Origin of the sequence: Massilia glaciei (genome assembly GCF_003011895.2) — a bacterium.
Classification (GTDB): Bacteria; Pseudomonadota; Gammaproteobacteria; order Burkholderiales; family Burkholderiaceae_D; genus Telluria_A; species Telluria_A glaciei.
The window spans coordinates 51,069-75,531 of record NZ_PXWF02000083.1; the positions used below are offsets into that span (position 1 = coordinate 51,069).

At 64.5% G+C, this 24,463-nt stretch carries 23 protein-coding genes; 6 read left to right on the top strand and 17 right to left on the bottom strand.

Features of this window, described 5'->3' with window-relative positions; translation table 11 throughout:
• Nucleotides 1–266 precede the first annotated feature (266 nt).
• Nucleotides 267–596, top strand: coding sequence for a hypothetical protein (locus C7C56_RS06430; protein ID WP_106756635.1), 330 nt, complete (start codon nucleotides 267–269; stop codon nucleotides 594–596).
• A gap of 275 nt (nucleotides 597–871) precedes the next feature.
• Here C7C56_RS06430 and cysM read toward each other — a convergent pair whose 3' ends face one another.
• The 3 genes from cysM to C7C56_RS06445 form a co-directional block, all read right to left on the bottom strand.
• The gene (cysM, locus tag C7C56_RS06435) at nucleotides 872–1,774 is read right to left on the bottom strand and encodes a cysteine synthase CysM (RefSeq protein WP_106756636.1); all 903 of its coding nucleotides are present in this window, start codon (nucleotides 1,772–1,774) and stop codon (nucleotides 872–874) included.
• Between the two features lie 65 nt (nucleotides 1,775–1,839).
• Nucleotides 1,840–3,243, bottom strand: coding sequence for a M20/M25/M40 family metallo-hydrolase (locus C7C56_RS06440; RefSeq protein ID WP_106756637.1), 1,404 nt, complete (start codon nucleotides 3,241–3,243; stop codon nucleotides 1,840–1,842).
• Nucleotides 3,244–3,422: 179 nt separating this feature from the next.
• Nucleotides 3,423–3,752 carry a ComEA family DNA-binding protein gene (locus C7C56_RS06445; protein WP_307719030.1) on the bottom strand — a complete coding sequence of 110 codons (330 nt, stop codon included), beginning with the start codon at nucleotides 3,750–3,752 and terminating at the stop codon, nucleotides 3,423–3,425.
• Nucleotides 3,753–3,783: 31 nt separating this feature from the next.
• Between C7C56_RS06445 and C7C56_RS27955 the strand changes: the two genes are divergently transcribed.
• Entirely contained in the window at nucleotides 3,784–3,972 is a 189-nt protein-coding gene (locus C7C56_RS27955) for a hypothetical protein (RefSeq protein WP_146204311.1), read from the top strand.
• 225 nt (nucleotides 3,973–4,197) lie between these two features.
• Here the strand turns inward: C7C56_RS27955 and rfaE1 are convergent, their stop codons facing one another.
• From rfaE1 to gyrA, 14 genes are all read right to left on the bottom strand, one after another.
• A complete protein-coding gene (gene rfaE1 / locus C7C56_RS06450) occupies nucleotides 4,198–5,193 on the bottom strand; it encodes a D-glycero-beta-D-manno-heptose-7-phosphate kinase (protein WP_106756638.1) in 996 nt (331 codons plus the stop codon).
• A gap of 2 nt (nucleotides 5,194–5,195) precedes the next feature.
• Complete coding sequence (locus C7C56_RS06455; protein WP_106756639.1) at nucleotides 5,196–6,566, bottom strand: UDP-glucose dehydrogenase family protein; 1,371 nt, start codon at nucleotides 6,564–6,566, stop codon at nucleotides 5,196–5,198.
• Between the two features lie 328 nt (nucleotides 6,567–6,894).
• Nucleotides 6,895–8,070 carry a lipopolysaccharide assembly protein LapB gene (gene lapB, locus C7C56_RS06460; RefSeq protein WP_106756640.1) on the bottom strand — a complete coding sequence of 392 codons (1,176 nt, stop codon included), beginning with the start codon at nucleotides 8,068–8,070 and terminating at the stop codon, nucleotides 6,895–6,897.
• A 59-nt stretch (nucleotides 8,071–8,129) separates the two neighbouring features.
• Nucleotides 8,130–8,435, bottom strand: a complete 306-nt coding sequence (locus C7C56_RS06465; protein WP_106756641.1) for a LapA family protein — start codon at nucleotides 8,433–8,435, stop codon at nucleotides 8,130–8,132.
• A gap of 248 nt (nucleotides 8,436–8,683) precedes the next feature.
• Nucleotides 8,684–8,989 (bottom strand): integration host factor subunit beta, encoded by a 306-nt coding sequence (locus tag C7C56_RS06470; protein ID WP_008446215.1) that lies wholly within the window; start codon nucleotides 8,987–8,989, stop codon nucleotides 8,684–8,686.
• A gap of 18 nt (nucleotides 8,990–9,007) precedes the next feature.
• Complete coding sequence (gene rpsA, locus C7C56_RS06475) at nucleotides 9,008–10,690, bottom strand: 30S ribosomal protein S1 (protein ID WP_106756642.1); 1,683 nt, start codon at nucleotides 10,688–10,690, stop codon at nucleotides 9,008–9,010.
• A 155-nt stretch (nucleotides 10,691–10,845) separates the two neighbouring features.
• Nucleotides 10,846–11,514, bottom strand: a complete 669-nt coding sequence (cmk, locus tag C7C56_RS06480; protein WP_106756643.1) for a (d)CMP kinase — start codon at nucleotides 11,512–11,514, stop codon at nucleotides 10,846–10,848.
• A gap of 136 nt (nucleotides 11,515–11,650) precedes the next feature.
• Nucleotides 11,651–12,988 carry a 3-phosphoshikimate 1-carboxyvinyltransferase gene (gene aroA / locus C7C56_RS06485; protein ID WP_106756644.1) on the bottom strand — a complete coding sequence of 446 codons (1,338 nt, stop codon included), beginning with the start codon at nucleotides 12,986–12,988 and terminating at the stop codon, nucleotides 11,651–11,653.
• Nucleotides 12,989–13,072: 84 nt separating this feature from the next.
• Entirely contained in the window at nucleotides 13,073–13,972 is a 900-nt protein-coding gene (locus C7C56_RS06490) for a prephenate dehydrogenase (RefSeq protein ID WP_106756645.1), read from the bottom strand.
• Nucleotide 13,973: 1 nt separating this feature from the next.
• Nucleotides 13,974–15,080, bottom strand: a complete 1,107-nt coding sequence (gene hisC, locus C7C56_RS06495; RefSeq protein ID WP_106756646.1) for a histidinol-phosphate transaminase — start codon at nucleotides 15,078–15,080, stop codon at nucleotides 13,974–13,976.
• A 24-nt stretch (nucleotides 15,081–15,104) separates the two neighbouring features.
• Complete coding sequence (gene pheA, locus C7C56_RS06500) at nucleotides 15,105–16,175, bottom strand: prephenate dehydratase (RefSeq protein ID WP_106756647.1); 1,071 nt, start codon at nucleotides 16,173–16,175, stop codon at nucleotides 15,105–15,107.
• Between the two features lie 204 nt (nucleotides 16,176–16,379).
• On the bottom strand, nucleotides 16,380–17,468 hold the full coding sequence (gene serC, locus C7C56_RS06505; protein WP_106756648.1) for a 3-phosphoserine/phosphohydroxythreonine transaminase: 1,089 nt from the start codon (nucleotides 17,466–17,468) through the stop codon (nucleotides 16,380–16,382).
• 62 nt (nucleotides 17,469–17,530) lie between these two features.
• Nucleotides 17,531–18,097 (bottom strand): DUF2059 domain-containing protein, encoded by a 567-nt coding sequence (locus C7C56_RS06510; RefSeq protein ID WP_106756649.1) that lies wholly within the window; start codon nucleotides 18,095–18,097, stop codon nucleotides 17,531–17,533.
• Between the two features lie 88 nt (nucleotides 18,098–18,185).
• Nucleotides 18,186–20,804 (bottom strand): DNA gyrase subunit A, encoded by a 2,619-nt coding sequence (gene gyrA, locus C7C56_RS06515; RefSeq protein WP_106756650.1) that lies wholly within the window; start codon nucleotides 20,802–20,804, stop codon nucleotides 18,186–18,188.
• A 466-nt stretch (nucleotides 20,805–21,270) separates the two neighbouring features.
• Between gyrA and ompA the strand changes: the two genes are divergently transcribed.
• The 4 genes from ompA to C7C56_RS06535 all read left to right on the top strand — a co-directional run.
• Nucleotides 21,271–21,969, top strand: a complete 699-nt coding sequence (gene ompA, locus C7C56_RS06520) for an outer membrane protein OmpA (RefSeq protein WP_106756651.1) — start codon at nucleotides 21,271–21,273, stop codon at nucleotides 21,967–21,969.
• 102 nt (nucleotides 21,970–22,071) lie between these two features.
• Nucleotides 22,072–22,767, top strand: a complete 696-nt coding sequence (ubiG, locus tag C7C56_RS06525) for a bifunctional 2-polyprenyl-6-hydroxyphenol methylase/3-demethylubiquinol 3-O-methyltransferase UbiG (protein ID WP_106756652.1) — start codon at nucleotides 22,072–22,074, stop codon at nucleotides 22,765–22,767.
• Nucleotides 22,768–22,793: 26 nt separating this feature from the next.
• Nucleotides 22,794–23,492: an HAD family hydrolase gene (locus C7C56_RS06530; protein ID WP_106756657.1), complete on the top strand. Its 699-nt coding sequence runs from the start codon at nucleotides 22,794–22,796 to the stop codon at nucleotides 23,490–23,492.
• A 455-nt stretch (nucleotides 23,493–23,947) separates the two neighbouring features.
• A partial coding sequence (locus C7C56_RS06535; protein ID WP_106756658.1) for a hypothetical protein occupies nucleotides 23,948–24,463 on the top strand: 516 nt, incomplete at its 3' end.

The following is a 24,463-nucleotide window of genomic DNA, read 5'->3' on the forward strand; positions in this document are numbered from 1 at the left end:
AATTATTCCAAGAAATCAATGAAACCCGCCGTGGTTATGTGAGAGAATTGCACTGCATCCATGTTGCGACAAGACAACAGAGTTGCCACTGAATAACCTAATTTTATTGCTCTTGAGTATTAGAATCGAAATGCGTTGTACAATTGTGTATATTTTTTAAAAAGTGTTACCCCGGTGTCACGCGTAAGTACTGCCTAACCCGCGACCGCAATGCGAACTCCGGGTGTTTAACGAAGCACGAAATCTTAACCAGGAACCAAACCATCATGACAAACCAAGTCGGCATTGATATGAACAGCGATTCGGATGGCGATGATCTGCTGCAATACAATCCAAACAGATTACTCGACACTCTGATCGAAAACCTCCGCCTCAAAAACGATGCCGCGCTCTCGCGCGCGCTCGAGGTGGCGCCACCGGTGATCTCGAAGATCCGCCACCACCGCCTGCCGGTCGGCGCATCGCTGCTGATCCGCATGCACGAGGTGAGCGACCTGTCGATCCGCGACCTGCGCTACCTCATGGGTGACCGCCGCAACAAGTTCCGCATCAGCGACAAGCAGTTCAAGCCGAAAGAAGGCGAGCCGCAAGCGTAACGCGCGGGCGGCCCGGCCGCCCCCGCGCTTGTTGTCGAAGTTAAAAAAAGCGGCGGCCCGCCTGGCGCGGCCGCCGCCTCAATGACGTCCCCGGACGGGTCGCGCGCAACGCGTGCGCCCCGTCCGGGGACGTTGTCGTTTGTGCTTGTGTGATTTGCCCGCCAGGGGCGAGACCGGCAAGAAACCAAGCCGAAAAGGCATCGTCCTCGCCGATGTGGGTTTCCGCTATTTGAGTTTCGGCGGGACGATTTTGAGTGCGGCCCGACGCCAGCCGATCAGGCCGGGAACACGCCGGTCGACAGGTAGCGGTCGCCGCGGTCGCAGACGATGAACACGATGGTCGCGTTCTCGACCGTCTGCGACACGCGCAGCGCGATCTCGCAGGCGCCGGCGGCCGAGATGCCGCAAAAAATCCCCTCTTCGGCGGCCATCCGGCGCGCCATCTGTTCGGCCGCAGCCTGGCTCACGCTCTCGACCTGGTCGACGCGCGATTTGTCGAAAATTTTCGGCAGGTAGGCTTCGGGCCATTTGCGGATGCCCGGAATCTGCGAGCCCTCCTCGGGTTGCGCGCCGATGATGCGGACCGCCCCGTTCTGCTCCTTGAGGTAGCGCGAGACGCCCATGATGGTGCCGGTGGTGCCCATCGCGCTGACGAAGTGGGTCACGCGGCCGCCGGTGTCGCGCCAGATCTCGGGGCCGGTGCCCTCGTAGTGGGCGCGCGGGTTGTCCTGGTTGCCGAACTGGTCGAGGATGATGCCCCGGCCATCCTTTTGCAGCTGGTCGGCCATGTCGCGCGCGTACTCCATGCCGCCGGTCTGGGGCGTGAGCATGATCTGGGCCCCGTAGGCCGACATGCTTTGGCGGCGCTCGATCGACATGGTCTCGGGCATGAGCAGCAGCAGCTTGTAGCCGCGGATGGCGGCTGCCATCGCCAGCGCGATGCCGGTGTTGCCGCTGGTGGCCTCGATCAGCGTGTCGCCCGGTTTGATCCGGCCGCTCTCCTCGGCGCCCCTGAGCATATACATGGCGGCGCGGTCCTTGACCGAGCCGGCCGGGTTGTCGCCCTCCATCTTGCCGAGGATGATGTTGTTGCGCGCGGCCGCGTCGGCCCCGGGCAGGCGCGCCAGGCGCACCAGCGGCGTGTTGCCGATGGTGTCTTCGAGTGTCAGGTAGGACATGGATGGTCTCTTGCAATGGAACAAAAGACCATTCTAATCGGAGTTGGCGCGGCGCGTGTTGAAGCTCAACGAAGCGGGGTCGGGTAGGTCGCGACGCTGACGTTGCCGTCGCGGTCGACCGCCTGCACGCCGAAGAAATAATTATCCTTCGACAGCTTGAGCGTGGCCTCGCTCACATTCCCGACGAACACCGAGCCCTGCCACTGGGCGGCGGTGGTCTCGCGCCAGACCACGCGGTAGCCGGCCAGGTCGGGCTCGCTGTTGGGCTGCCACACGAGGCGCGAATCGTTCTCGAGCATGTCGGTGCGCATCTGCACTTTTTGCGGCGCGGCCGGGGCCAGCGCGAGCGACGCGAGCGCGGCCGCGTTGACGCGCGCGACCTTGGCGATGTAGTCGACGTCGTTGAATTCGACCAGGTCGCCGTAGACCTTGCCGTTCTCGGTGCGCAGGTTCTGGTGCTGGTGCGCGAAGTCCTCGTTGGGCTCGGTGAAGCGCAGCGCGGCGTAGCCACGCGCGAGGAAGGGCATGTGGTCGCCGCCGCGCAGGTAGCGGTCGCGCCGCTGGATCACGTTGACCTTGAACCCGGGCACGTAGCGCTCGCCGACCTCCTTAACGTGGCGCGCCAACTGGCGCGACAGCGAATCGTTCTCGCCGCCGGTGTTAAGCAGCGTGCGCACGGTCTCGCTCATTTCCTTGGCGGCCGGCACGCTCTCGGAGAACAGGCGCACCTGGCCGTTGTCGACGCGGCCGTCGTCTGCGCGCGAACTGCCGATGATGTCGTTGGTGAACATGCCGCCGATGTTGAGATTGTTGAGGCGCGCCTGTTCGGCCCAGTGGGTCGCGCCCAGCAGGCCCTGCTCCTCGGCCGCCACCGCCATGAAGACCAGCGTGGCGTCGAACTTGTGGCGCGCCATCACGCACGCCATCTCCATCACGGCCGCGGTGCCGGAGGCGTCGTCGTTGGCGCCGGGGGCGTCGCCGGTGGCGTCCATGATGTCGGTGTTGCGCGAGTCGTAGTGGCCGCTGACGACGTAGATGCGCTCCTTCGACGCGCCCTGGGTGCCGGGCAGCGTGGCGACCACGTTGACGACCTCGGTGGGGCGCGAGATGCGCGCCGAGACGGGCGTGATGTGGCTGTCGAACGCGACCTGCAGGCGGGCGCCGGCGCCGGCGCCGCAGCTCTCGAGCTCGCGTTTGATCCAGCGCCGCGCCGCGCCGATGCCGACCGTCTCGGAGACTGTCTCGGACATCGTGTGGCGCGTCTTGAAGGAGACCAGTTTGGCGATGTGCGCCTCGATGCGCTTGGGCGAGATGTCGGCCACGATGCGCGCGATCTGGGGCTTTCTGCGGGCCATGTCGGGGGCGGCGGCCGGCGCTGGGGCATGCGCGCGGGCGTCGGCCGCAACGCCGCCGCAGGCGAGCGTGAACAAGCCTGCCAGCAGCAGGGAGGAAGGTGGAATTGTTGCCATGGGTCGAATCCTTGGGAGACGCGGCCGGGTCGCCGCACGCGCCATCTTCGCATGTCGCCAAGCAATTTGGTGTACTGACAGGCGTAAAAAAACCCCGCGGCGGCGTGCCGGCGGGGTCGGTTGGAATGCTGCGCGGGCGGGTGTGTTTACTCTTTCGCGGCCGCTGCGGACGCGCGTGTTTACTTCTTCGCGGCCGCCGCGGGCGCGGTCGATTTGGCCGTCACGGGCTGCATGGCCGGTTTGGCCGACGGCGCGGGGCCGGCGGCGCCGTTGAGTGCCTTGCCATTGACTTGCAGGCCGTTGGTCGAGAGCTTGACCGCGCTCTTCTCGCCGACGCCTTTCACGCGCGTCTGGAAGTCGGCCCAGTCCTTGAAGGCACCGCCCTTGGTGCGCTCGTCGAGGATAGCTTTCGACATCTTTGGTCCCACGCCCTTGATGCCGTCGAGCGCTGCAGCGTCGGCCTTGTTGACGTCGACCTGGGCGAACGCGAAACCGGTCGCGGCGATCATCCCTGCTACTCCAAAAAGCAATTTCTTGATCATGTTGAATATCTCCATTGATTCAGAACACGAAATGGCGGATGCCTTTCCTGCCCTGTTCAACGCCGCGCCAATGGCCGAGTTGACCGCTTCGATTGAGGGCAATCAAGGGCGAAAACGGGGATGCTGGCAGGGGCCCGATCCGGTCCTCAAATGGGTCGGAAATCGTTTCGCCAGAACTTGGGTATGAACATTCCTCGTCGTTCCTGCAATTGGCCGAAACGATTCCGCACGGATTCCCAAGCCTGAAGTTTTAAACTCCGCGTGCAGGCAAGCCCTGCATGGGGAAAACGCATGCGTTTGCACCTTCGCGGGGATGACGTTACATTTTTATCTACGCGCGGAAGGGCGAAAAAAAGCCTCCCTCGCGAAAGCGTGGGAGGCCCTTATTAAAGTATCGAAATTATTTACCGCTTCAGCCAAACAACTCCGCGCGGGTGACCGTCGCCGTGCCGAGCTTGCCGACGACGATGCCGCCGGCGCGGTTGGCGGTGATCAGCGCGTCGCCGATCGGCATGCCGGCGCCGAGCATCGCGGCCATGGTCGCGATGACCGTGTCGCCCGCGCCCGAGACGTCGTAGACCTCGCGCGCGGCCGCGTGCATGTGCAGCACTTGCTGTTCGGTGTAGAGGCTCATGCCCTCCTCCGAGCGCGTCAGCAGCAGGGCGTCGAGGCCGAGCTCGGCGCGCAGCGCCTGCGCCTTTTCGGTCAGCTTGTCCTCGCTGCTCCAGCTGCCGACGATGCGTTTGAGTTCGGACTTGTTGGGCGTGAGCATGGTCGCGCCCGCGTACGGCGAGAAATCGTCGCCCTTGGGGTCGACCATGACGATCTTGCCGGCCGCGCGCGCCGATTTGATCATCGCGGCCACGTTGACCAAGCTGCCCTTGTTGTAGTCGGACAGGATGACGACGTCGTACTCCGGCAGCAAGGCGTTGAACTGGGTGAGCTTGTCGCGCAGCACGACCTCGGTCGGCGCGTCCTCGAAGTCGATGCGCAGCAGTTGCTGCTGGCGCCCGATGACGCGCAGCTTGATGATGGTCGAGATCGCCTCGTCGCGCTGCAGGTAGCTGTGGATGCTTGAATCGACGAGCAATTGCGCCACCTGCGCGCCCGCCTCGTCGGCACCGACCACGCCGAGCAGGCCGCAGTGGGCGCCCAGCGCGGCGGCGTTGCGCGCCACGTTGGCGGCGCCGCCGAGGCGCTCCTCGCGCCGCTCGATGCGCACCACCGGCACCGGGGCCTCGGGCGAGATGCGGCTGACGTCGCCGAACCAGTAGCGGTCGAGCATGACGTCGCCGACCACGAGGATGCGGACCGTGTCGAGGACCGGGGCGGCCACGCGCGGGATGGCGTCGGCGCTGATTTCGCTGCTGATGCTTGTTTTTGTGATGATGTTGTTGGCTGTGGTCATGGTCAATGGGTTCGGGTCAGGGCGGAACGGCCGATGCCGTGGTATTCAATGCCGTATTCTGCCATGAGTTGCGGCTGAAACAGATTGCGGCCGTCGAAGATGACCGGGTAATTCAGGCGCGCCTTGATTTGGGCAAAATCGGGGCTGCGGAAGGCCTTCCATTCGGTCACGATGACGAGCGCCTCGGCGCCGTCGAGCGCCTCCATCGGGCCGGCCACGAAGTCGATGCGGGCCAGCTCGTCGGCGGTGAAGTCGCGCGCGAACACGCGCGCCGCCTCGTCCATGGCGACCGGGTCGAACACGGCCACGCTGGCGCCGCTGTCGATCAGTTCGCGCAGCAGCACGCGCGCCGGCGCGCCGCGCATGTCGTCGGTGTTGGGCTTGAAGGACAGGCCCCAGACGGCGAATCGCTTGCCGGCGAGGTCTCTGCCGAAGCGGCGCATCACTTTGCGTCCCAGCACCTGTTTCTGGCGCTCGTTGACGGTCTCGACGGCGCGCAGGATCAGCAGTTCGAGGTCGTGCTGGGACGCCGTGTGCGAGAGCGCCCGCACGTCTTTCGGGAAGCAGGAGCCGCCGTAGCCGGCGCCCGCGTACAGGAAGCCGTGGCCGATGCGCGGGTCCGAGCCGATGCCGCGGCGCACCGCCTCGATGTCGGCCCCGACCTGGTCGGCCAGGTTGGCCAGCTCGTTCATGAACGAGATGCGGGTCGCGAGCATGGCGTTGGCGGCGTATTTGGTGAACTCGGCCGAGCGCACGTCCATCCAGTGGGTGCGCTCGCGGTGGCGGTTGAACGGCCGGTACAATTGCGTCATGAGGAGCCGCGCGCGCTCGCCCTCTTTGTCGTTGGCATGGCCGATGACGATGCGGTCGGGCCGCATGAAGTCTTCGACCGCGGCACCCTCTTTTAAAAATTCGGGATTGGAGACCACCGAGAACGTGGCGTCGACCCCGCGCAGCGCGAGATGGCCGCCGATGATCGCGCCGACCCGGTCGCCGGTTCCGACCGGCACGGTCGATTTGTCGACCACGACCTTGAAACCAGTCATGTGGCGGCCGATGCTCTCGGCCGCCGACAGCACGTGCGTCAGGTCGGCCGAGCCGTCCTCGTCGGGCGGGGTGCCCACAGCGATGAACAGCAGCTCGCCATGGGCGACGGCGGCCCCGATATCGCTCGAGAAGACCAGCCGGCCGGCGTTGCGGTTGCGCAGGACGACGTCGACCAGGCCAGGTTCGTGGATCGGAATGCCGCCGTCGTTGAGCAGGGCTATTTTTGCGGCGTCGAGGTCGAGGCAAAACACGTCGTTGCCCTGCTCGGCCAGGCAGGCGCCCGTGACCAAGCCCACATAACCGGTGCCGATGATCGTGATCCTCATTTCGTCGTCCTTTCGCGAAGTTGGCCAAAAGGATGCGAATCGAGCGCGCCACATGAACGGTTCGCGCCACATGAGCGGTTCGCGCCACATGAACGATTGCCCCACCCACCACTTCGTCATTGGCGGCCAACTCCAACATCGTCATTTTCGACATTGGCGCAAATGACTTCCCGGGCTCGGCGCCCCCCTTAGCGGGTACCCATGCTGAAGTGGCCTGAACCCGCATGCTTTGCTTGTCTGAACGCTCGGCATGGGTTCCCGCTTTCGCGGGAATGACGGTGGTGCGGTGGTTTCGCGTTGCCTTTGGCCTTCGATACTAGGGTGAAACTTAATTCATGACATTGAGCTCTTCGGTGCGGCGGGGTGGATAAGTTTCCCAACGACTACATCCAGGGCACTGCCAGTAGAACTGGCGCGCCTTGAAACCGCAGTGGCTGCACTGGTAGCGGGCCAGCTTTTGCGTGTAGCCGTGGACGAGGTTTTTCACCATCGACAGTTCTTCGAAGATGTTGGCGGGCGCGTCCATCATGCGGGCCTCGAGCAGTTTGTCGAGGCCCAGCAGGGTCGGCGTGCGGCGCAGCTCTTCCACCACTAACTGTTTGGCAGCTTCGACGCCGTCTAGTTCGAGCACCGCCTTGAACACAACCTCGATCAGATCAATAGATGACGCTTCTGCGAGGTAGGCGCGCAATAGATTGACGCCCTCCTGCGGCCGGCCGACCTTGCGGTAGCCGTCCATCAGGCGCCCGGCGACCAGCGCCACGTGCGGCACGCTTTGCTGCTCGACCCGGCGCCAGGTCAGCAGCGCGCCCTCGATGTCGCCCTGGGCGAGTTGGGCGTCGCCCGTGAGCATGGTCGCGCGCACGTTCTTGCGGTCGGCGTGCAGCGCCTTGTCGAGCAGGGCCATGGCCTCGGCCACCTGCAGGTGCACCAGCGCGTCCTGCGCCAATTCGCAATAGAACTGCGCGATCTCCTTTTGGCGCTCGCCGGCGCCCGATTCCTGCAGCCCGACCGCCGCCTCGATCGCACGCGTCCATTCCTTTTCGCGCTGGAAGATTTCGAGCAGCGAGCGCCGGGCCTGCACCGCGTACGGGGTCTCGACGAGCTGGTTGAAGGTTTCCTCGGCGCGGTCGAGCAGGCCGGCCTTGAGGTAATCCATGCCCAGTTCGTATTGCGCCTGCATTTGTTGCTCTTGCGGCAGGTCGGGGCGCGCCAGCAGGTTCTGGTGGACCCGGATCGCACGCTCGATCTCGCCGCGGCGGCGGAACAGGTTGCCCAGCGCGAAGTGCATATCGGCCGATTCGGAGTCGAGCTTGACGATCTCGATGAAGGCGTCGATCGCCTTGTCGGGCTGCTCGTTGAGCAAAAAATTCAGGCCCTTGAAATAGCCGCTCGGCAGGGTGCGCGACTCGGACACGAGTTGCTTGATGTCCACGCGCGCGGCAACCCAGCCGAGGCCGAAAAAGACGGGGATGCCGAGCAGCCACCAGAGTTCAAAATCCATGCGATTGTTCGATTCTTATACTTTGTTGTTGATCTGAGCGTCGGGCCTAACCGCGGCGCTTATTGCTGGGTGTTCACGCTGTCCGGCTGCGGCTGGGTCGGCACGGTGCGCGCCACGCTTTGCAGCGCGTGGATGGTGTCTTTGTGTTTGGTCGATTCGCGGCGGTGGCGGAACACAGCCGGCGTGACGGCGAGGATGCCGAGGGCGGCGCCGGCGACAAAGAACGCCAGCAGCATCAGCACCAGCGGGCCGCGCAATTCGTAGTTGAGGAACAGGTGCAGGTCGACTTCCTGCGTGTTTTTCAGCGCGAAGCCGAAGAACAGGATGAATAGAACAAAGCCAATGAGGGTGGAGACTATTTTCATCAGTCGCGTCCAGTATAAATATTCAAAGAGATTCGAAGAGATTCAAAGTGTTGCAATGATAAACGCAAACGGCAGGATAAACGCAAACGGCAGGATAAACGCAAACGGCAGGAGAAGCGCAAACACGAGGGCCGGGACAAAAAAGGGCCGGGGGCGAAACGGCGACGGCGAAAAAAAACGGCATCCATGGACGCCGTTGTTGTGTTCGGGCTAGCGGGTACGCCAAGCATACCCGCTGTCCAAACGACTCAGTCTTCGATGATCGGTTGCCCGACCATCGCGTCGACCCGCTCGCGCAACTGCTTGCCCGGCTTGAAGTGGGGCACCCGTTTCTCGGGCACCATCACCTTGTCGCCGGACTTCGGGTTGCGTCCGATGCGTGGCGGCCGGCTGTTGAGCGCAAAACTGCCAAAACCGCGGATCTCGATGCGCTGACCGGTCGCCAGGGCGTTGGTCATTGCATCGAGGATGGTCTTGACGGCGTACTCCGCATCCTTGGCCACCAGCTGAGAATAACGCTCAGCGAGGCGGTTGATTAACTCGGACTTCGTCATCTGGACTGGTCCGAAAACTTAGTTCTTGTTATCGAACTTGGCTTTCAACAGCGCGCCCAGGCTGGTGGTGCCTGAAGCCGCGTTGTTGTCCGACGAAGTTGCCATCTTCTGCATGGCTTCCTGGGTCTCGACATTGTCTTTCGCTTTGATCGACAGCTGGATGCTGCGCGCTTTGCGATCGATGTTGATTACCAGGGCTTCGACCGAATCGCCGACTTTCAGGTGGGTGCCGGCATCTTCGACGCGGTCGCGCGAGATTTCGGAAGCACGCAGATAGCCTTCGACTTCTTCGGACAGTCCGATGACGGCGCCCTTAGGCTCGACCGACTTGACCGTGCCCGTTACCAAGGAGCCTTTGTCGTTCATTGCCGCGAAGTTGTTGAACGGGTCGCCTTCGAGTTGCTTGACACCCAGGGAAACGCGCTCGCGCTCGACGTCGATGGCCAGCACGATGGCTTCGAGCTCGTCGCCCTTCTTGAAGCGGCGCACCGCCTCTTCGCCGGTTTCGGTCCACGACAGGTCGGACAGGTGCACCAGGCCGTCGATGTTGCCGGCCAGGCCGATGAACACGCCGAAGTCGGTGATCGACTTGATCGCGCCGCGCACTTTGTCGCCCTTCTTGTGGGTGACGCCAAAGTCATCCCATGGATTTGCTTTGCACTGCTTCATGCCCAGCGAAATGCGGCGGCGCTCTTCGTCGATCTCGAGAACCATCACTTCCACTTCGTCGCCCAGTTGGACAACCTTGTTTGGAGCGACGTTCTTGTTGGTCCAATCCATTTCGGAAACGTGGACCAGACCTTCGATGCCCTGCTCGACTTCCACGAACGCGCCGTAGTCGGTCAGGTTCGTTACTTTGCCGAACAAACGGGTGCTTTGTGGGTAACGACGGGACAGACCGGTCCAAGGATCGTCGCCCAGTTGCTTCACGCCCAGCGAAACGCGATTCTTTTCTTGATCGTATTTCAGGACTTTGGCGGTGATTTCCTGGCCAACCGTCAGCACTTCCGACGGATGACGCACGCGGCGCCATGCGAGGTCGGTGATGTGCAGCAGGCCGTCGATGCCGCCCAGGTCCACGAAGGCGCCATAGTCGGTGATGTTCTTGACGATACCGGTGACGACGGTGCCTTCTTTCAGGGTTTCCATCAGCTTCTGGCGCTCTTCGCCCATCGATGCTTCGATGACGGCGCGGCGCGACAGCACCACGTTGTTGCGCTTGCGGTCGAGCTTGATGACCTTGAATTCGAGCGTCTTGCCTTCGAACGGGGTGGTGTCCTTGACCGGACGGGTGTCGACCAGCGAACCGGGCAGGAACGCGCGGATGCCGTTGGTCAGAACGGTCAAGCCGCCCTTGACTTTGCCGTTGACGGTGCCGATGACGATCTCGCCCGACTCCATTGCTTTTTCCAGCGCCAGCCACGATGCGAGGCGCTTGGCCTTGTCACGCGACAAGATGGTGTCGCCGAAGCCGTTTTCCAGCGATTCGATCGCTACGGAAACGAAGTCGCCGACTTGAACTTCCAGTTCGCCCTGGTCGTTCTTGAATTCTTCGATGGGAATGAACGCTTCAGATTTGAGGCCGGCGTTGACGATCACGAAATTGTGGTCGAGGCGCACGACTTCAGCGGAAATGACTTCGCCGGAGCGCATATCTTGACGCGACAAGGACTCTTCGAAGAGCGCGGCAAAGCTTTCCATACCGGTTGATTCGGTAGCTGTGACTGTAGACATAGGTTTTTACACGAGTTAGCCAGCAGAGATCGCGTTATGCGACTTTAAACTGGGTTAAGTTAATCCAACGCCCGCAACGGCAACATTGCCGCGGCAGACACCTGGCGAAGCCGCGAGCGGCTTCAGCCTTTCGGGTGCGCATACCATTTCAACACCTGTTCGACGGCTTCGTCAGCCGTCATATTGGACGTATCGAGGATATGGGCACCTTCTGCGGGGACCAGCGGGGCGATCGCGCGGTGGGTATCGCGGTCGTCGCGCGCCTTCAGATCACACAACAGGTCTTCCATACTAGCAGAAAAGCCCTTGTCAATCAATTGCTTATATCTGCGTTGCGCCCGCGCCTCGGCGCTTGCCGTGAGGAACACCTTGAGCTGGGCGTTGGGGAAAATGACCGTTCCCATGTCGCGCCCGTCGGCCACCAGGCCAGGCCCCTTGCGGAACCCCAGTTGCAGGGCGAACAGGGCTTGGCGCAGGGCCGGCAGCGAGGCGATTTTCGATGCGAGCGTGCCGACCTCCTCGGCCCGGATCGCGTTCGAGACGTTTTTATTGTTGAGGAAGATTTCGCCATTCTCGAACTTGACCGGCAGGTGCTCGGCCAGCTTGGCCAAGGCGTGCTCGTCGTTCAGGGGCGTGGCGTGCTGGATCGCCGACAAGGCCGTGAGCCGGTACAGGGCGCCCGAGTCGAGGTAGTGGAACTTGAGGCGGTCGGCCACGCGATGGGCGACGGTGCCCTTGCCGGAGGCGGTCGGTCCGTCGATGGTGATGACTGGGATCTGGGAATGGGGCATATGTGCTTGTTATTGGTTAGCGCACCCACCACTATCATTCCTGCCATTGCCAGAAATGACTTCCCGCCTACGCGGGAATGACGGGGGGGGGTGTTTCGGGTTCCCGATGGCCGCATGTGTTTATGCGGCAAAGCAGTCAGAATAACTCTTCGCGGGCGATTGATGCAAATGCCTCGAAATACTCGGGGAAGGTCTTGGCCACGCATTTCGGGTCGTTGATGCGCATCTGGTTGCCGCGCAGGGCCCGGCCGTCGAGCGAGGCGAGCGAGAAGCACATCGCCATGCGGTGGTCGTCGTAGGTGTCGATGGTGGCGGCGGCGATGATCTCGGGCGGCGTGATGCGGATGAAATCGGGCCCCTCCTCGACCAGCGCGCCCAGTTTGCGCAGCTCGGTGGCCATGGCCGAGAGGCGGTCGGTCTCCTTCACGCGCCAGCTGGCGATGTTGCGCAGCGTGCTCGTGCCGTCGGCGTAGAGCGCGGCCACGGCGATCGTCATGGCGGCGTCGGGGATGTGGTTGAAATCGGCGTCGATCGCCTTGAGCACGCCGTTCGAGCGCGCCTCGATCCAGTTGTCGCCGCGGGTGATGGTCGCGCCCATTTGCTCGAGCGCCTCGGCAAAGCGCACGTCGCCCTGGATGCTGTCGCGGCCCACGCCCTCGACCCGCACCGGCCCGCCCGCGATGGCGCCGGCGGCCAGAAAGTACGAGGCCGAGGAGGCGTCGCCCTCGACGTAGATCTCGCCCGGGCTCGCGTAGTGCTGGCCCGGCTGCACAGTGAACGAGGTCCAGCCGTCCTGCTCGACCCGCACCCCGAAGCGGCGCATCAGGTTCAGGGTGATCTCGATGTAGGGCTTGGAGATGAGTTCGCCGACGACGTCGATGCTGACCGGGTGGGTCTTGGCCATCAGCGGCGCGGCCATCAGCACGGCGGTCAGGAACTGGCTAGAGACGTTGCCGCGCACCGACATGCGCTCGGCGTGGATGTGGCCGCGGCGGATGCGCAGCGGCGGAAAGCCCGGCTCGCCCGTGTACTCGATCTGGGCGCCGATCGCGTTGAGGGCGTCGACCAGGTCGCCGATCGGGCGCTCGTGCATGCGCGAGACCCCGTGCAGGGTGTAGTCGCCGCCGATCACGGCCAGCGCCGCGGTCAGGGGGCGGATCGCGGTGCCGGCGTTGCCCATGAAGAGGTCGGCGGCGTGGACCGGCAGGACGCCGTCGACGCCGTGCACCAGGTGGGTGTGCTCGTCGAGCTGGTCCCACTTGACGCCGAGCGAGCGCAGCGCGCCTAGCATCACCAGCGTGTCGTCCGAGGCCAGCAGGCCGCGGATGGTGGTGGTCCCGCCGGCCAGCGCCGCGAGCAGCAAGGTGCGGTTCGAGATGCTCTTGGAGCCGGGCAGGCGCACCGTGCCTTCGACGTGCATGACCGGTTGAAGGTCGAGATGGTGCGGGTAGTGCTTTGGCTTTTGATGCGGCATGCTCTTGATCCTAAAGTAGTCTGATACTCGTTATTGCTTAGTCAGTATGGATCCCCGCTGAGGGGGGACCCATCGGTGATTCGCCTATTCGGCGCTGTCCGGCGCCGGCGCCTCGGCGAGCTCGATCGCGTTGATCCATTTTTCGCGCGCGTGCCGGGCGTTGGCGTACACCGCCTCGATCCCCTGCCCGTCCGCCTGCGCCAGCATCGCGCGCAGCGCGTTCAACTGCGCGATGTAGCCGTCAAGCTCTTCGAGCAGCGCCCCCTGGTTGGCCAGGCTGATATCGCGCCACATCTCGGGCGACGAGCCGGCGATGCGCGTGAAATCCCGAAACCCGCTGGCCGCGTACTGGAACAGCAGCCCCGCGTGCGGCTTGTTGGCGATGTCGTCGACCAGCGCGTACGCGAGCAGATGCGGCAGGTGGCTGACCGCCGCGAACACCTTGTCGTGCTCCCGCGGCGTGAGCATGTGGATGACCGCCCCGCAGGCGCGCCAGGCGGCGGCCACGCGCTCGACATCGTGCGTGGCGTTTTCGGCCAGCGGCGTGAGTACCACCTTCTTGCCGCGGTACAGGTCGACGATGGCGGCATCGGGACCGTTCGACTCGCGCCCCGCGATCGGGTGGCCCGGCACGAACTGCCCGACCTTGTCGCCGAGCGCCGCGCGCGCCGCCGCGACCACGTCCGACTTGGTGCTGCCGGCGTCGGTGAGCACGGTGCCAACCTCCAAAAACGGCAGCAGCGAGGCCAGAATGCGCCCGGTCTGCGCCACCGGCGCGGCGATCAGCACCAAGTCGGCGCCGCGCATCGCGCCGGCGACCGAGTCGGCCACGGCGTCGACGATGCCCAGTTCGAGCGAGCGCGCCATCGCCTCGGGCGAGCGGCCCACGCCGACCACGCTGCGCGCCGCGCCCGCGTGCTTGATGGCCAGCGCGAACGAGCCGCCGATCAGCCCCGCACCGAAGATGACGAGTTTATCGAACACCTCAGGACAGCGCCTTTTTGAGCGCGCCGATGCACACCGCGTTCTCGCGCGCCAGCCCGATCGAGATGCGCAGCCACCGCGGCAGGTCGTAGTTGCCGACCGGGCGCACGATCACGCCCTGCTTGAGCAGCGCCAGGTTCACGCGCGCGCCGGCGCCGTCGTCGTCGCCGACCCGCACCAGCACGAAATTGCCGAAAGACGGCACGTACTCGAGCCCCATCTCCTCGAACGCCTCGACGAACTGGCAGTAGCCGGCCGCGTTGTTGGCCGCGCCCTTGTCCAGGAAGGCCTTGTCGTTGAGGGCGGCGATGGCGGCCGCCTGCGCCATCGAGTTGACGTTGAACGGCTGGCGGATGCGATTCATCAAATCAGTGAGCGCCGGCTGCGCGATTGCGAAGCCGACCCGCAGGCCGGCCAGGCCGTAGGCCTTCGAGAAGGTGCGCGAGACCAGCAGGTTCGGGTACTTGCGCACCCACTGCGCCGACTCGAACTGCAGTTCCGGCGAGAGGAATTCGTTGTAGGCCTCGTCGAGCACCACCACCACACTGCTCGGCACGAGGTCGAGGAAGGCCTCGATTTCGGCCGGCGCGATGAAGGTGCCGGTCGGGTTGTTCGGGTTGGCGATGAACACCAGCCGCGTGTCGGTGGTGATCGCCTTGGCCATCGCCTCGAGGTCGTGGCCGTACTCCCTGGCCGGCACCACGATCGCGCGCGCGCCCACGCCCTGGGTGGCGAGCGCGTACACGGCGAACGAATACTGCGAATAGACCACCGACTGGCCGGCCTGCACAAAGGCGTGGGCGGCGATCTCGAGGATGTCGTTGCTGCCGTTGCCGAGCGTGATCCACTCGGCCGGCACCTCGTAGCGCTCGGCCAGCGCGGCCTTGAGCTCGAAGCCGTTGGCGTCGGGATAGCGGCCCAGTTCCGACACCGCCATCGCCATCGCGTGGCGGCTCGACTCGGGCACCCCGAACGGGTTCTCGTTCGAGGCCAGCTTGACGATGTTCGCCTCGTCGAGTCCGAACTCGCGCGCGACCTCGGCGATCGGCTTGCCGGCTTGGTAGGGGGCGATTGCGCGGACGTACTCTGGACCGAATTGGTTGGGCATGTTGACTCTCAAATAAAAGCGGGGTTAGAGGCTGAGCGGGTACGATCCCAGCACTTTGAAAAAGGCGGCGTTGTCCTTCAGTTCGGCCAGCGCGCTGGCGACCGCGGCCTGGTGCACGTGGCCTTCGATGTCGACGTAAAAATAGTACTCCCAGGTGCCGATGCGGGCCGGGCGCGATTCGAAGCGGGTCATCGAGACGCCGTGCCTGGCCAGCGGCGCGAGCAGGTTGTAGACCGCGCCGGCCTTGTTGGGCACGGCCAGCACCAGCGAGGTCTGGTCCGAACCCGACGGGTTGGTCTGCAGGTGGCCGATGACGGCGAAACGGGTGCGGTTGTGCGGGTCGTCCTGGATGTGCGCCTGCACCACGCCGAGCTTGTACTGCTCGCCAGCCATCTCGCTGGCGATCGCGGCCACGCTGGCGTCGTTGCTGGCCATCACGGCCGCCTCGGCGTTGGAGGCCACCGCGCGCCGCTCGAGCTGCGGGTAATGCTGGTTGAGCCAGACCTGGCACTGCGCCAGCGCCTGCGAGTGGGCCGCGACCACGGTCACGCCGTCCATGTTGCCGGTGCGCGTCATGAGGCTGTGGTGGACCGCGATGGCGACCTCGCCGCTGATGATGGTGGTGGTGGCGAGCATCAGGTCGAGCGTGCGGTTGACCGCGCCCTCGGACGAGTTTTCGACCGGGACCACGCCGAAATCGGCGGTGCCGGCCTCGGTCGCGCGGAACACCTCGTCGATCGAGACGCACGGCAGGCATTCGACGGCGCTGCCGAACTGCTGGAACACGGCCTGCTCGCTGAAGGTGCCGGACGGGCCGAGGAAGGCGACCGTGACGCGCTTTTCGAGCGCGCGGCAGGCCGACATGATCTCGCGGAAGATGGTCTGCACCTCGCGCGCCGGCAGCGGGCCGGGATTGCGCTCGGCCACGCCGCGCAGCACCTGCGCCTCGCGCTCGGGGCGGAACACCGGCGCGTGGGTCTCGGCCTTGACGTGGCCGACCTCTTGCGCCAGGCGCGCGCGCCGGCTCAGCAGGTCGAGGATCTGGGCGTCGATCGAATCGATCTGCACGCGCAATGGGGTCAGTTTGTCTGTCATCGTCTGCTTAAAATTTGTCGTGCCTTTACGTCATCCCCGCAAAAGCGGGGACCCATGATGAGCATGCAGTTACGCACCTTCCAAAAGTTTAGACGCACAGTCCCGGGCCTGAAGGTTTACACTCCGCGTATAAGCAAGCTCAGCATGGGTCCCCGCTTTCGCGGGGATGACGTTGCCAGTAGGTAGGCGAACGTCTCATTAACTTTACCGGCCGGCGAACTCGTTCAAATAATCGACCAGGGCTTGCACGCCCTCGATCGGCATCGCGTTGTAGATCGATGCACGCATACCGCCGACGGACTTGTGGCCCTTCAGTTGCAGCAGGCCGCGCGTTTTCGCGCCGGCCAGGAATTTCTCGTTCAGTGATTCGTCGCGCAGGTAGAACGGCACGTTCATGCGCGAGCGGCAGTCCGGCGCCACCCGGTTCTGGTAAAAATCGTCGGCGTCGAGCGCGTCGTAGAGCAGCCGCGCCTTGGCGATGTTGCGCCGCTCCATCGCCGGCACGCCGCCCGCGCGCAGCAAATGCGCGAACACCAGGCCGGCGATGTAGATGCCGTAGGTCGGCGGCGTGTTGTACATCGAGTCGTGCTTGGCGACCGTGGCCCAGTCGAACGCCGACGGGCAGATCGGCAGCGCGCTGCCGAGCAGGTCCTCGCGCACGATCACCAACGTCAATCCGGCCGGGCCGATGTTCTTTTGGGCGCCGCCGAAAATGACCCCGTATTTGGAGACGTCGACCACGCGCGACAGGATGTGCGACGACATGTCGGCTACGATCGGGGTGTCGTCGGACAGCTCGGGGGTGAAGTTGAACTCGACGCCGTCGATGGTCTCGTTGGTGCACAGGTGCAGGTAGGCCGCGCCGGGCGTCAGGCGCCACGACTCGGGCGCCGGGATGCTGGTGAATTTGTCCGACTCGGACGACGCCGCCACGTTGACACTGGCGTAGCGCGCCGCCTCGGCGATCGACTTGCCCGACCACGAGCCGGTGTGCACGAAGTCGACCGTGGCCGGCTGCGCCCTACGCCCGACCAGGTTCATCGGGACGATCGCGTTCTCGGCCAGCCCGCCGCCCTGCAGGAACAGGATCTTGTAGTTGGCGGGGATGGCGAGCAGCGCGCGCAGGTCGCGCACCGCGTCCTGGTAGATCGAGATGAATTCGGGACCGCGGTGACTCATTTCCATCACGGACATTCCGCTGCCATGCCAGTCGAGCATCTCGGCAGCGGCTTGTTCGAGCACTTCCTTCGGCAGCACAGCCGGGCCGGCCGAGAAGTTGAAAATGTGCGTCACTGGATGGGGTCCTTAAAAGGGGGATTGGATGGACACAGGGGACGGCGCGCCCACCCTCGGGCTCATTTGACCACTTGTTCGATCTGCTTCTGGATGCGCGGGCCCATCACCTGCTGGCTCACCTGCATCGACTCGCCCAGGATCTGCGGCATGGTCTTGAGCATCTTCTGGCCGATCGGCGTGCCGTAGAACTTGGCCAGCTCGCCGAGCTCGGCGGCGCTGAAGTGGCGCGCGTACAGCGGCACCATGGCCGAGTTGAGCTCGTCGAGCAGGGTCGGGTCGGTGAAGGTCGCCTCCATCCCCTTGATCGCCTTCGGGATGTCCACGGCGGCCTTGGCCAGCGCCGCCTTTTTCTCCTCGGGCGTGAGCTTGGTGTTGGCGTTGATGCCGGCGGTCGCGTTTTGCAGGATCATCGCGGGCATGCGCTTGAGCATCATCTGGAAATTGGCGCCCATCGTCTCGCGGAACTTCATCGCCACGAGCAGCTCCTTGACGGCCTTCTCGACCTTGGGGTCGACCGGCGCGGCGGGTTCTACGATCGTGTTGACGACCGGTCCGGCCGCGCCGGAGACGGCCGGGGCGCCGGCCAGGGACAGGGAGGCGAGCAGGAGGGCGAGGAGTTTTTTCATGGGTACGATATTCTTGAGAGAAATAAATGCATCAGGGGCGGTATCATTTTCGCATAAAGCCGCGAAACCGATACCGCCCCTGCCGTTTTCACTCCGGTGCCGGCTCGAGGTCGACGTCTTCGAGGTCGGTTTCGACCACCCGCTGCAGGCCCGACAGCTTGGTGCCGTCCTCGACCGCGATGAGCGTGACGCCCTGGGTGGCGCGGCCCATCTCGCGGATCTCGGACACGCGCGTGCGGATCAGCACGCCGCCGGTGGTGATGAGCATGATCTCGTCGCTCGCCTCGACCAGCGTGGCGGCCACGACCTTGCCGTTGCGCTCGCTGGTCTGGATCGCGATCATGCCCTTGGTGCCGCGGCCGTGGCGCGTGTACTCGGTGATCGGGGTGCGCTTGCCGTAGCCGTTCTCGGTCGCCGTGAGCACCGACTGCTGCTCGTTCTCGGCCACCAGCAGGGCGATCACGTTCTGGCCCTCCTCGAGGTTCATGCCGCGCACGCCGCGCGCGGTGCGGCCCATCGGACGCACGTCGTTCTCGTCGAAGCGCACCGCCTTGCCCGAATCCGAGAACAGCATCACGTCGTGCTGGCCGTCGGTGAGCGCGGCGCCGATCAGGAAGTCGCCCTCGTCGAGGTCGACCGCGATGATGCCGGCCTTGCGCGGATTGCGGAAGTCAGACAACGGCGTCTTCTTGACGGTGCCCAGGCTGGTCGACATGAACACGTAATGGTCCTCGGGGAAGCTGCGGTTCCCGCCCGAGATCGGCAGGATGACCGTGATCTTCTCGTTGTCCTGCAGCGGGAACATGTTGACGATCGGCTTGCCGCGCGAGTTGCGCGAGCCCTGCGGCACCTCCCACACCTTGAGCCAGTACAGGCGGCCGCGGTCCGAGAAGCACAGGATGTAGTCGTGCGTGTTGGCGATGAACAGCTGGTCGATCCAGTCCTCTTCCTTGGTGGCCATGGCCTGCTTGCCGCGCCCGCCGCGTTTTTGCGCGCGGTACTCGGAGATCGGCTGGGCCTTCATGTAGCCGGTGTGCGACAGCGTCACGACCATGTCCTGCGGCGTGATCAGGTCCTCGGTCTCCATGTCGGTCGGGTTCATCTCGATGGTCGAGCGGCGCACGTCCTTCGCGCCGGCGCCGTATTCGTTCATGACCAGGGTCATCTCGTCGGTGATGATGACGGTGACGCGCTCGGGCTTGGACAGGATGTCGAGCAGATCGGCGATGTGCGCCATGACCTCTTTGTACTCGTTGACGATCTTATCCTGCTCGAGGCCGGTCAAGCGTTGCAGACGCATCTGCAAGATTTCCTGCGATTGCTCTTCGGACAGCTTGTACAAGCCGTCGGGCTGCATGCCATAGTGCTTCGGCAGGTGCTCGGGGCGGAACGCCTCGATGCCGCCGATGGTGTTGCCCTCGCCGGTGCGCAGCAGCATTTCGCGCACCATGGACGAGTCCCAGGCGCGCGCCATCAGCTCGACCTTGGCGATCGGCGGGGTCGGCGCGGCCTTGATGATGGCGATGAAGTCGTCGATGTTGGCCAGCGCCACGGCCAGGCCCTCGAGCATGTGGCCGCGTTCGCGCGCCTTGCGCAGCTCGAACACGGTGCGCCGCGTGACCACCTCGCGCCGGTGCGACAGGAAGCACTGCAGCATCTGCTTGAGGTTGAGCAGCTTCGGCTGGCCGTTGACCAGCGCCACCATGTTCATGCCGAAGGTGTCCTGCAACTGGGTCTGCTTGTACAGGTTGTTGAGGACCACCTCGGGCACTTCGTTGCGTTTGAGTTCGATGACCACGCGCATGCCCGACTTGTCGGACTCGTCGCGGATGTCGGAGATGCCCTCGAGCTTCTTGTCGCGCACGTTCTCGGCGATGCGCTCGAGCAGCGACTTCTTGTTGACCTGGTAGGGCAGCTCGTCGACGATGATCGCGATGCGCCCGCCGTCCTTGCCGTATTCCTCGAAGTGGGTCTTGGCGCGCATGACCACGCGGCCGCGCCCGGTGCGGTAGCCGTCGCGCACGCCCGAGACGCCGTAGATGATGCCAGCGGTCGGGAAGTCCGGCGCCGGGATGATCTCGATCAGCTCGTCGATGGAGCAGTCCGGGTTGCGCAGCACGTGCAGCGCGCCGTTGATGACCTCGGTGATGTTGTGCGGCGGGATGTTGGTCGCCATGCCGACCGCGATGCCGGACGAGCCGTTGATGAGCAGGTTCGGGATGCGCGTCGGCAGCACCGTCGGCTCTCTTTCCTTGCCGTCGTAGTTGGGCTGGAAGTCGACCGTGTCCTTGTCGATGTCGGCCAGGATCTCGCTGGCGATCTTGTCGAGGCGGCACTCGGTGTAACGCATCGCAGCGGCGCTGTCGCCGTCGACCGAGCCGAAGTTGCCCTGGCCATCGACGAGCGTGTAGCGCAGCGAGAAGTCCTGGGCCATGCGCACGAGCGTGTCGTAGATCGAGGCGTCGCCGTGCGGGTGGTATTTACCCATGGTCTCGCCGACCACGCGGGCGCACTTGACGTACGGCCGGTTGTGCACGTTGTTCATCTCGTGCATGGCGAACAGCACGCGCCGGTGCACCGGCTTGAGGCCGTCGCGCACGTCCGGCAAGGCGCGGCCCACGATCACGCTCATGGCGTAATCGAGGTAGCTCTTGCGCATCTCTTCTTCGAGGGAAATGGGGATTGTTTCTTTTGCGAATTGATCCATTGGCGGGTCGACTGCTCTCAGGCTGAGGTTGCTGTGGTTATATTAATGTGCGCAAACTGGTCGCAAACGCTGCATGCGAATTCCGCCGGGCCGCTTTGGCGCGCGGATGGCGCGCGATGACGGAACTTCCCGGCAGACAAGCGCGTGATTTTACCATGCGGCCCATGCGGACTGCGCAATTGCTGTTGCGGGCGGCCGGGACGGAAAATGGTGGAGGTGCCAATCTTGTCAACCGGCGGCGCCGGTGCGGAACACCATGTTGCACGAATACAACGTGATTGCAATTATTGTTGCTCTTGATTTAATCACGGTCGTGCTATTCCGAGCCGTGTGGCAGAATGAATCGAGGTTCAATTGCAAGTTTCACAAGCGGACGCTAGCAGTGAGGACAGGACCGCCGGGCCCTGGCCCGAGCACAAAAGTTGCGCAGTTTTCGCTGCGGATATCCCCCCGAAAGGACTTAAAAATGTACAAATTAGTTACGCTCATGCTCGCAGCCTCGGCCGCGATCGCGGGCACCGCGGTCGCCCAAAACGCACCGCTGACGACGGACATCCAAGCCAAGAAACCCCACAGCGCCTACGTGCAAGACGCGCGCGGCGTGATCGCGCGCGACCCGTACGGCCTGTGCTGGCGCACCGGCTACTGGACCAAGGAAGACGCGGTCCCGGGCTGCGACATCCCGCTGTGCGTCGAGCCGGAAACGCTGGTCGACGGCAAGTGCACCCCGCCTGCGCCGCCGGAAATGATCGCGCCGACGCCGCCGCCGGTGGTGACGCCGCCGCCGGTCGTGGCCCCCGTGGTCACCGCCGAAAAGGTGAGCTACTCGGCCGACGCCTTCTTCGACTTCGACAAATCGACGCTCAAGCCTGAAGGCAAAGAGCAGCTCGACGACCTGAGCTCGAAGCTGCAGGGCATGGACCTCGAGGTCATCATCGCGACCGGCCACACCGACTCGATCGGTTCGGACGCGTACAACGAGAAACTGGCGATGCGCCGCTCCGAGTCGGTCAAGGCCTACCTGGTCGGCAAGGGCATCGACGGCGCGCGCATCTACACCGAAGGCAAGGGTGAGAAGCAGCCGGTCGCCGACAACAAGACCGCAGAAGGCCGCGCCAAGAATCGCCGCGTCGAGATCGAGGTCGTCGGCACGCGCAGCAACTAAACGTCAGGCGCCCCCGGGTGCCTGACCGAGAACCCCGCCGCGGCGGGGTTTTTTTACGCTCACGTCCGTCGCGTTCCGCCAATTCCCGCTATTATTTCGCCTATGAATGCTGACCCACACGAAATCCAAAAGTTTAGCGAGCTCGCCCACCGCTGGTGGGACCCCACGTCCGAGTTCCGTCCCCTGCACGAGATCAACCCGCTGCGCCTCGAATGGATCAACGCCCGCGTTGCCCTGGCCGGCAAGAGGGTCATCGACATCGGCTGCGGCGGCGGCATATTGAGCGAGTCGATGGCCAAGAAAGGCGCCGACGTGACCGGCATCGACCTGTCCGAAAAGGCGCTCAAGGTCGCCGACCTGCACAGCCTCGATTCGGGCGTGACGGTGCGCTACGAGCTGATCGCCGCCGAAGCGATGGCCGAGCGCGAAGCCGGCCGGTACGACGTCGTGACGTGCATGGAAATGCTCGAGCATGTGCCGGACCCGGCCTCGATCGTCAAGGCCGCCGCCGGCCTCGTCAAGCCGGGCGGGCACGTGTTCTTCTCGACGCTCAACCGCAATCCGAAGGCGTATTTGTACGCGGTGGTGGGCGCGGAGTACCTGCTGCGCATGCTGCCCAAAGGCACACACGACTACGACAAGTTCATCACGCCGGCCGAGCTGTCGCAGTTCGTGCGCAACGCCGGGCTGCAGGTGGACGGCCTCAAGGGGCTGGGCTACAACCCGCTGACGCAAATTTACGCGCTCAACCAGGACACCTCCGTCAATTACATGGTTGCCTGCAGCCGCCCTTTGTGAACCTGCCCGCCATGCAAGACGCCACGATGAACCGCCCCCTCCATCCGCAAGCGCCGCGCGCGATCCTGTTCGACCTCGACGGCACGCTGGCCGACACCGCGCCCGACCTGGCCGCGGCCGTGAACCTGCTGCGCACGGTGCGCGGCATGGACCCGACCCCGTACGACGTGCTGCGCCCGACCGCCTCGGCCGGCGCGCGCGGCATGATCGGGGCGGCCTTCGGCCTGACACCGCTGGACGCGGGCTACGAGGAGTTGCGCCTGCAATGGTTCGACAACTACCAGGCGGCCATGGCGGTGCACAGCACCCTGTTCGTCGGCGTGCCAGAATTGCTGGACGGGATAGCCGGCGCCGGCATGGCCTGGGGCATCGTGACGAACAAGCCGGCGCGCTTCACCGACCCCTTGATTCCGCAGATCGGCCTGGCGCACGCGGGCTGCATCATATCGGGCGACACGACGGCGCACGCCAAGCCGCACCCCGCCCCGCTGTTCGAGGCGGCGCGCCGGCTCGGGCTGGCGCCTGAGCAATGCTGGTACGTGGGCGACGACCTGCGCGACATCGAGGCGGGCCGCGCCGCCGGCATGGTCACGGTGGCCTGCGCCTGGGGCTATTGCGGCGCGGTGGAACCGGCCAGCTGGGGCGCCGACTACCTGCTCGACGACCCGACCGACCTGCTCGACACCCTGCGCGAGGTGATGGCGCATGACGGGGCGATCGGCTGAAAGCACGTCGCCGCGCGGCCAAATTGAAATCAACGTCATCCCCGCGAGCAAATCAAAATCAACGTCATCCCCGCGAATGCGGGGACCCATACTTAGCTTGCCAATACGCGTAGTCCGAACTCTCAGGCCAGGGAACTACGCGTCTAAGCGAAAGCGCGTAACTACATGCTCATGATGGTGCAAACGCAGCGTTTGTACCATCATGAGCTTGCCTATGCGAGAAGCCAGAACCATCAGGCCCGGGACCGTGCGGTAGATTTTTAGACGCCGCATAACTGCGTGCTCATGATGGGTTCCCGCCTACGCGGGAATGACGTAGATTGCGATACCGACGCACGACCGCCCTTCCCGCCTTTCACTTACACATCCTTACGTTTGATACAGCCCGCTGTCTATCCCCGCCCGGCTCGCTCCATTAATCTGACTCCAAGCAAAACAACCGCACGGAGACACAAATGGAAACCACACGCACCGCACCACGACTTCACCCCCTGATGGCTGCCGCAGCAACATCGGTCGTCATCGTCAGCATCGCCGGCACGGCCGCCTTGACTGGCCTGCTGCCGAGCACACGCGCCGCCGGTGCGAGCGTCGCCCCCGCGACCGTCCCGGTGGCCGCGGTAGCCGCCCCGGTCAACACGCTGCCCCCACTCAAATTGGTCGAGGCCGAAGTGCCCGCGGTTGTGGCACCGGCGCCGGTGGTCAAAAAAGCCGTGCAAGCGAAGGCGCCGCGCGCCAAGCCGCAACCACAGCGCACCCGCGTGGCGCGCAACGACAGCCGTTCGGACTACCGTGAACGCAACTATGCGCAAACGCGCTATCAGGAGCCGAGCTACCGCCAGCCGGCCCCGCAGCCTGTGGCCGCCAAGCCCAACTACCTGGGCATCGGCGCGGGCGCTGTGATCGGAGGCCTGCTGGGCAACCAGGTCGGCGGCGGCAACGGCAAGAAGCTGGCGACTGTGGCGGGCATG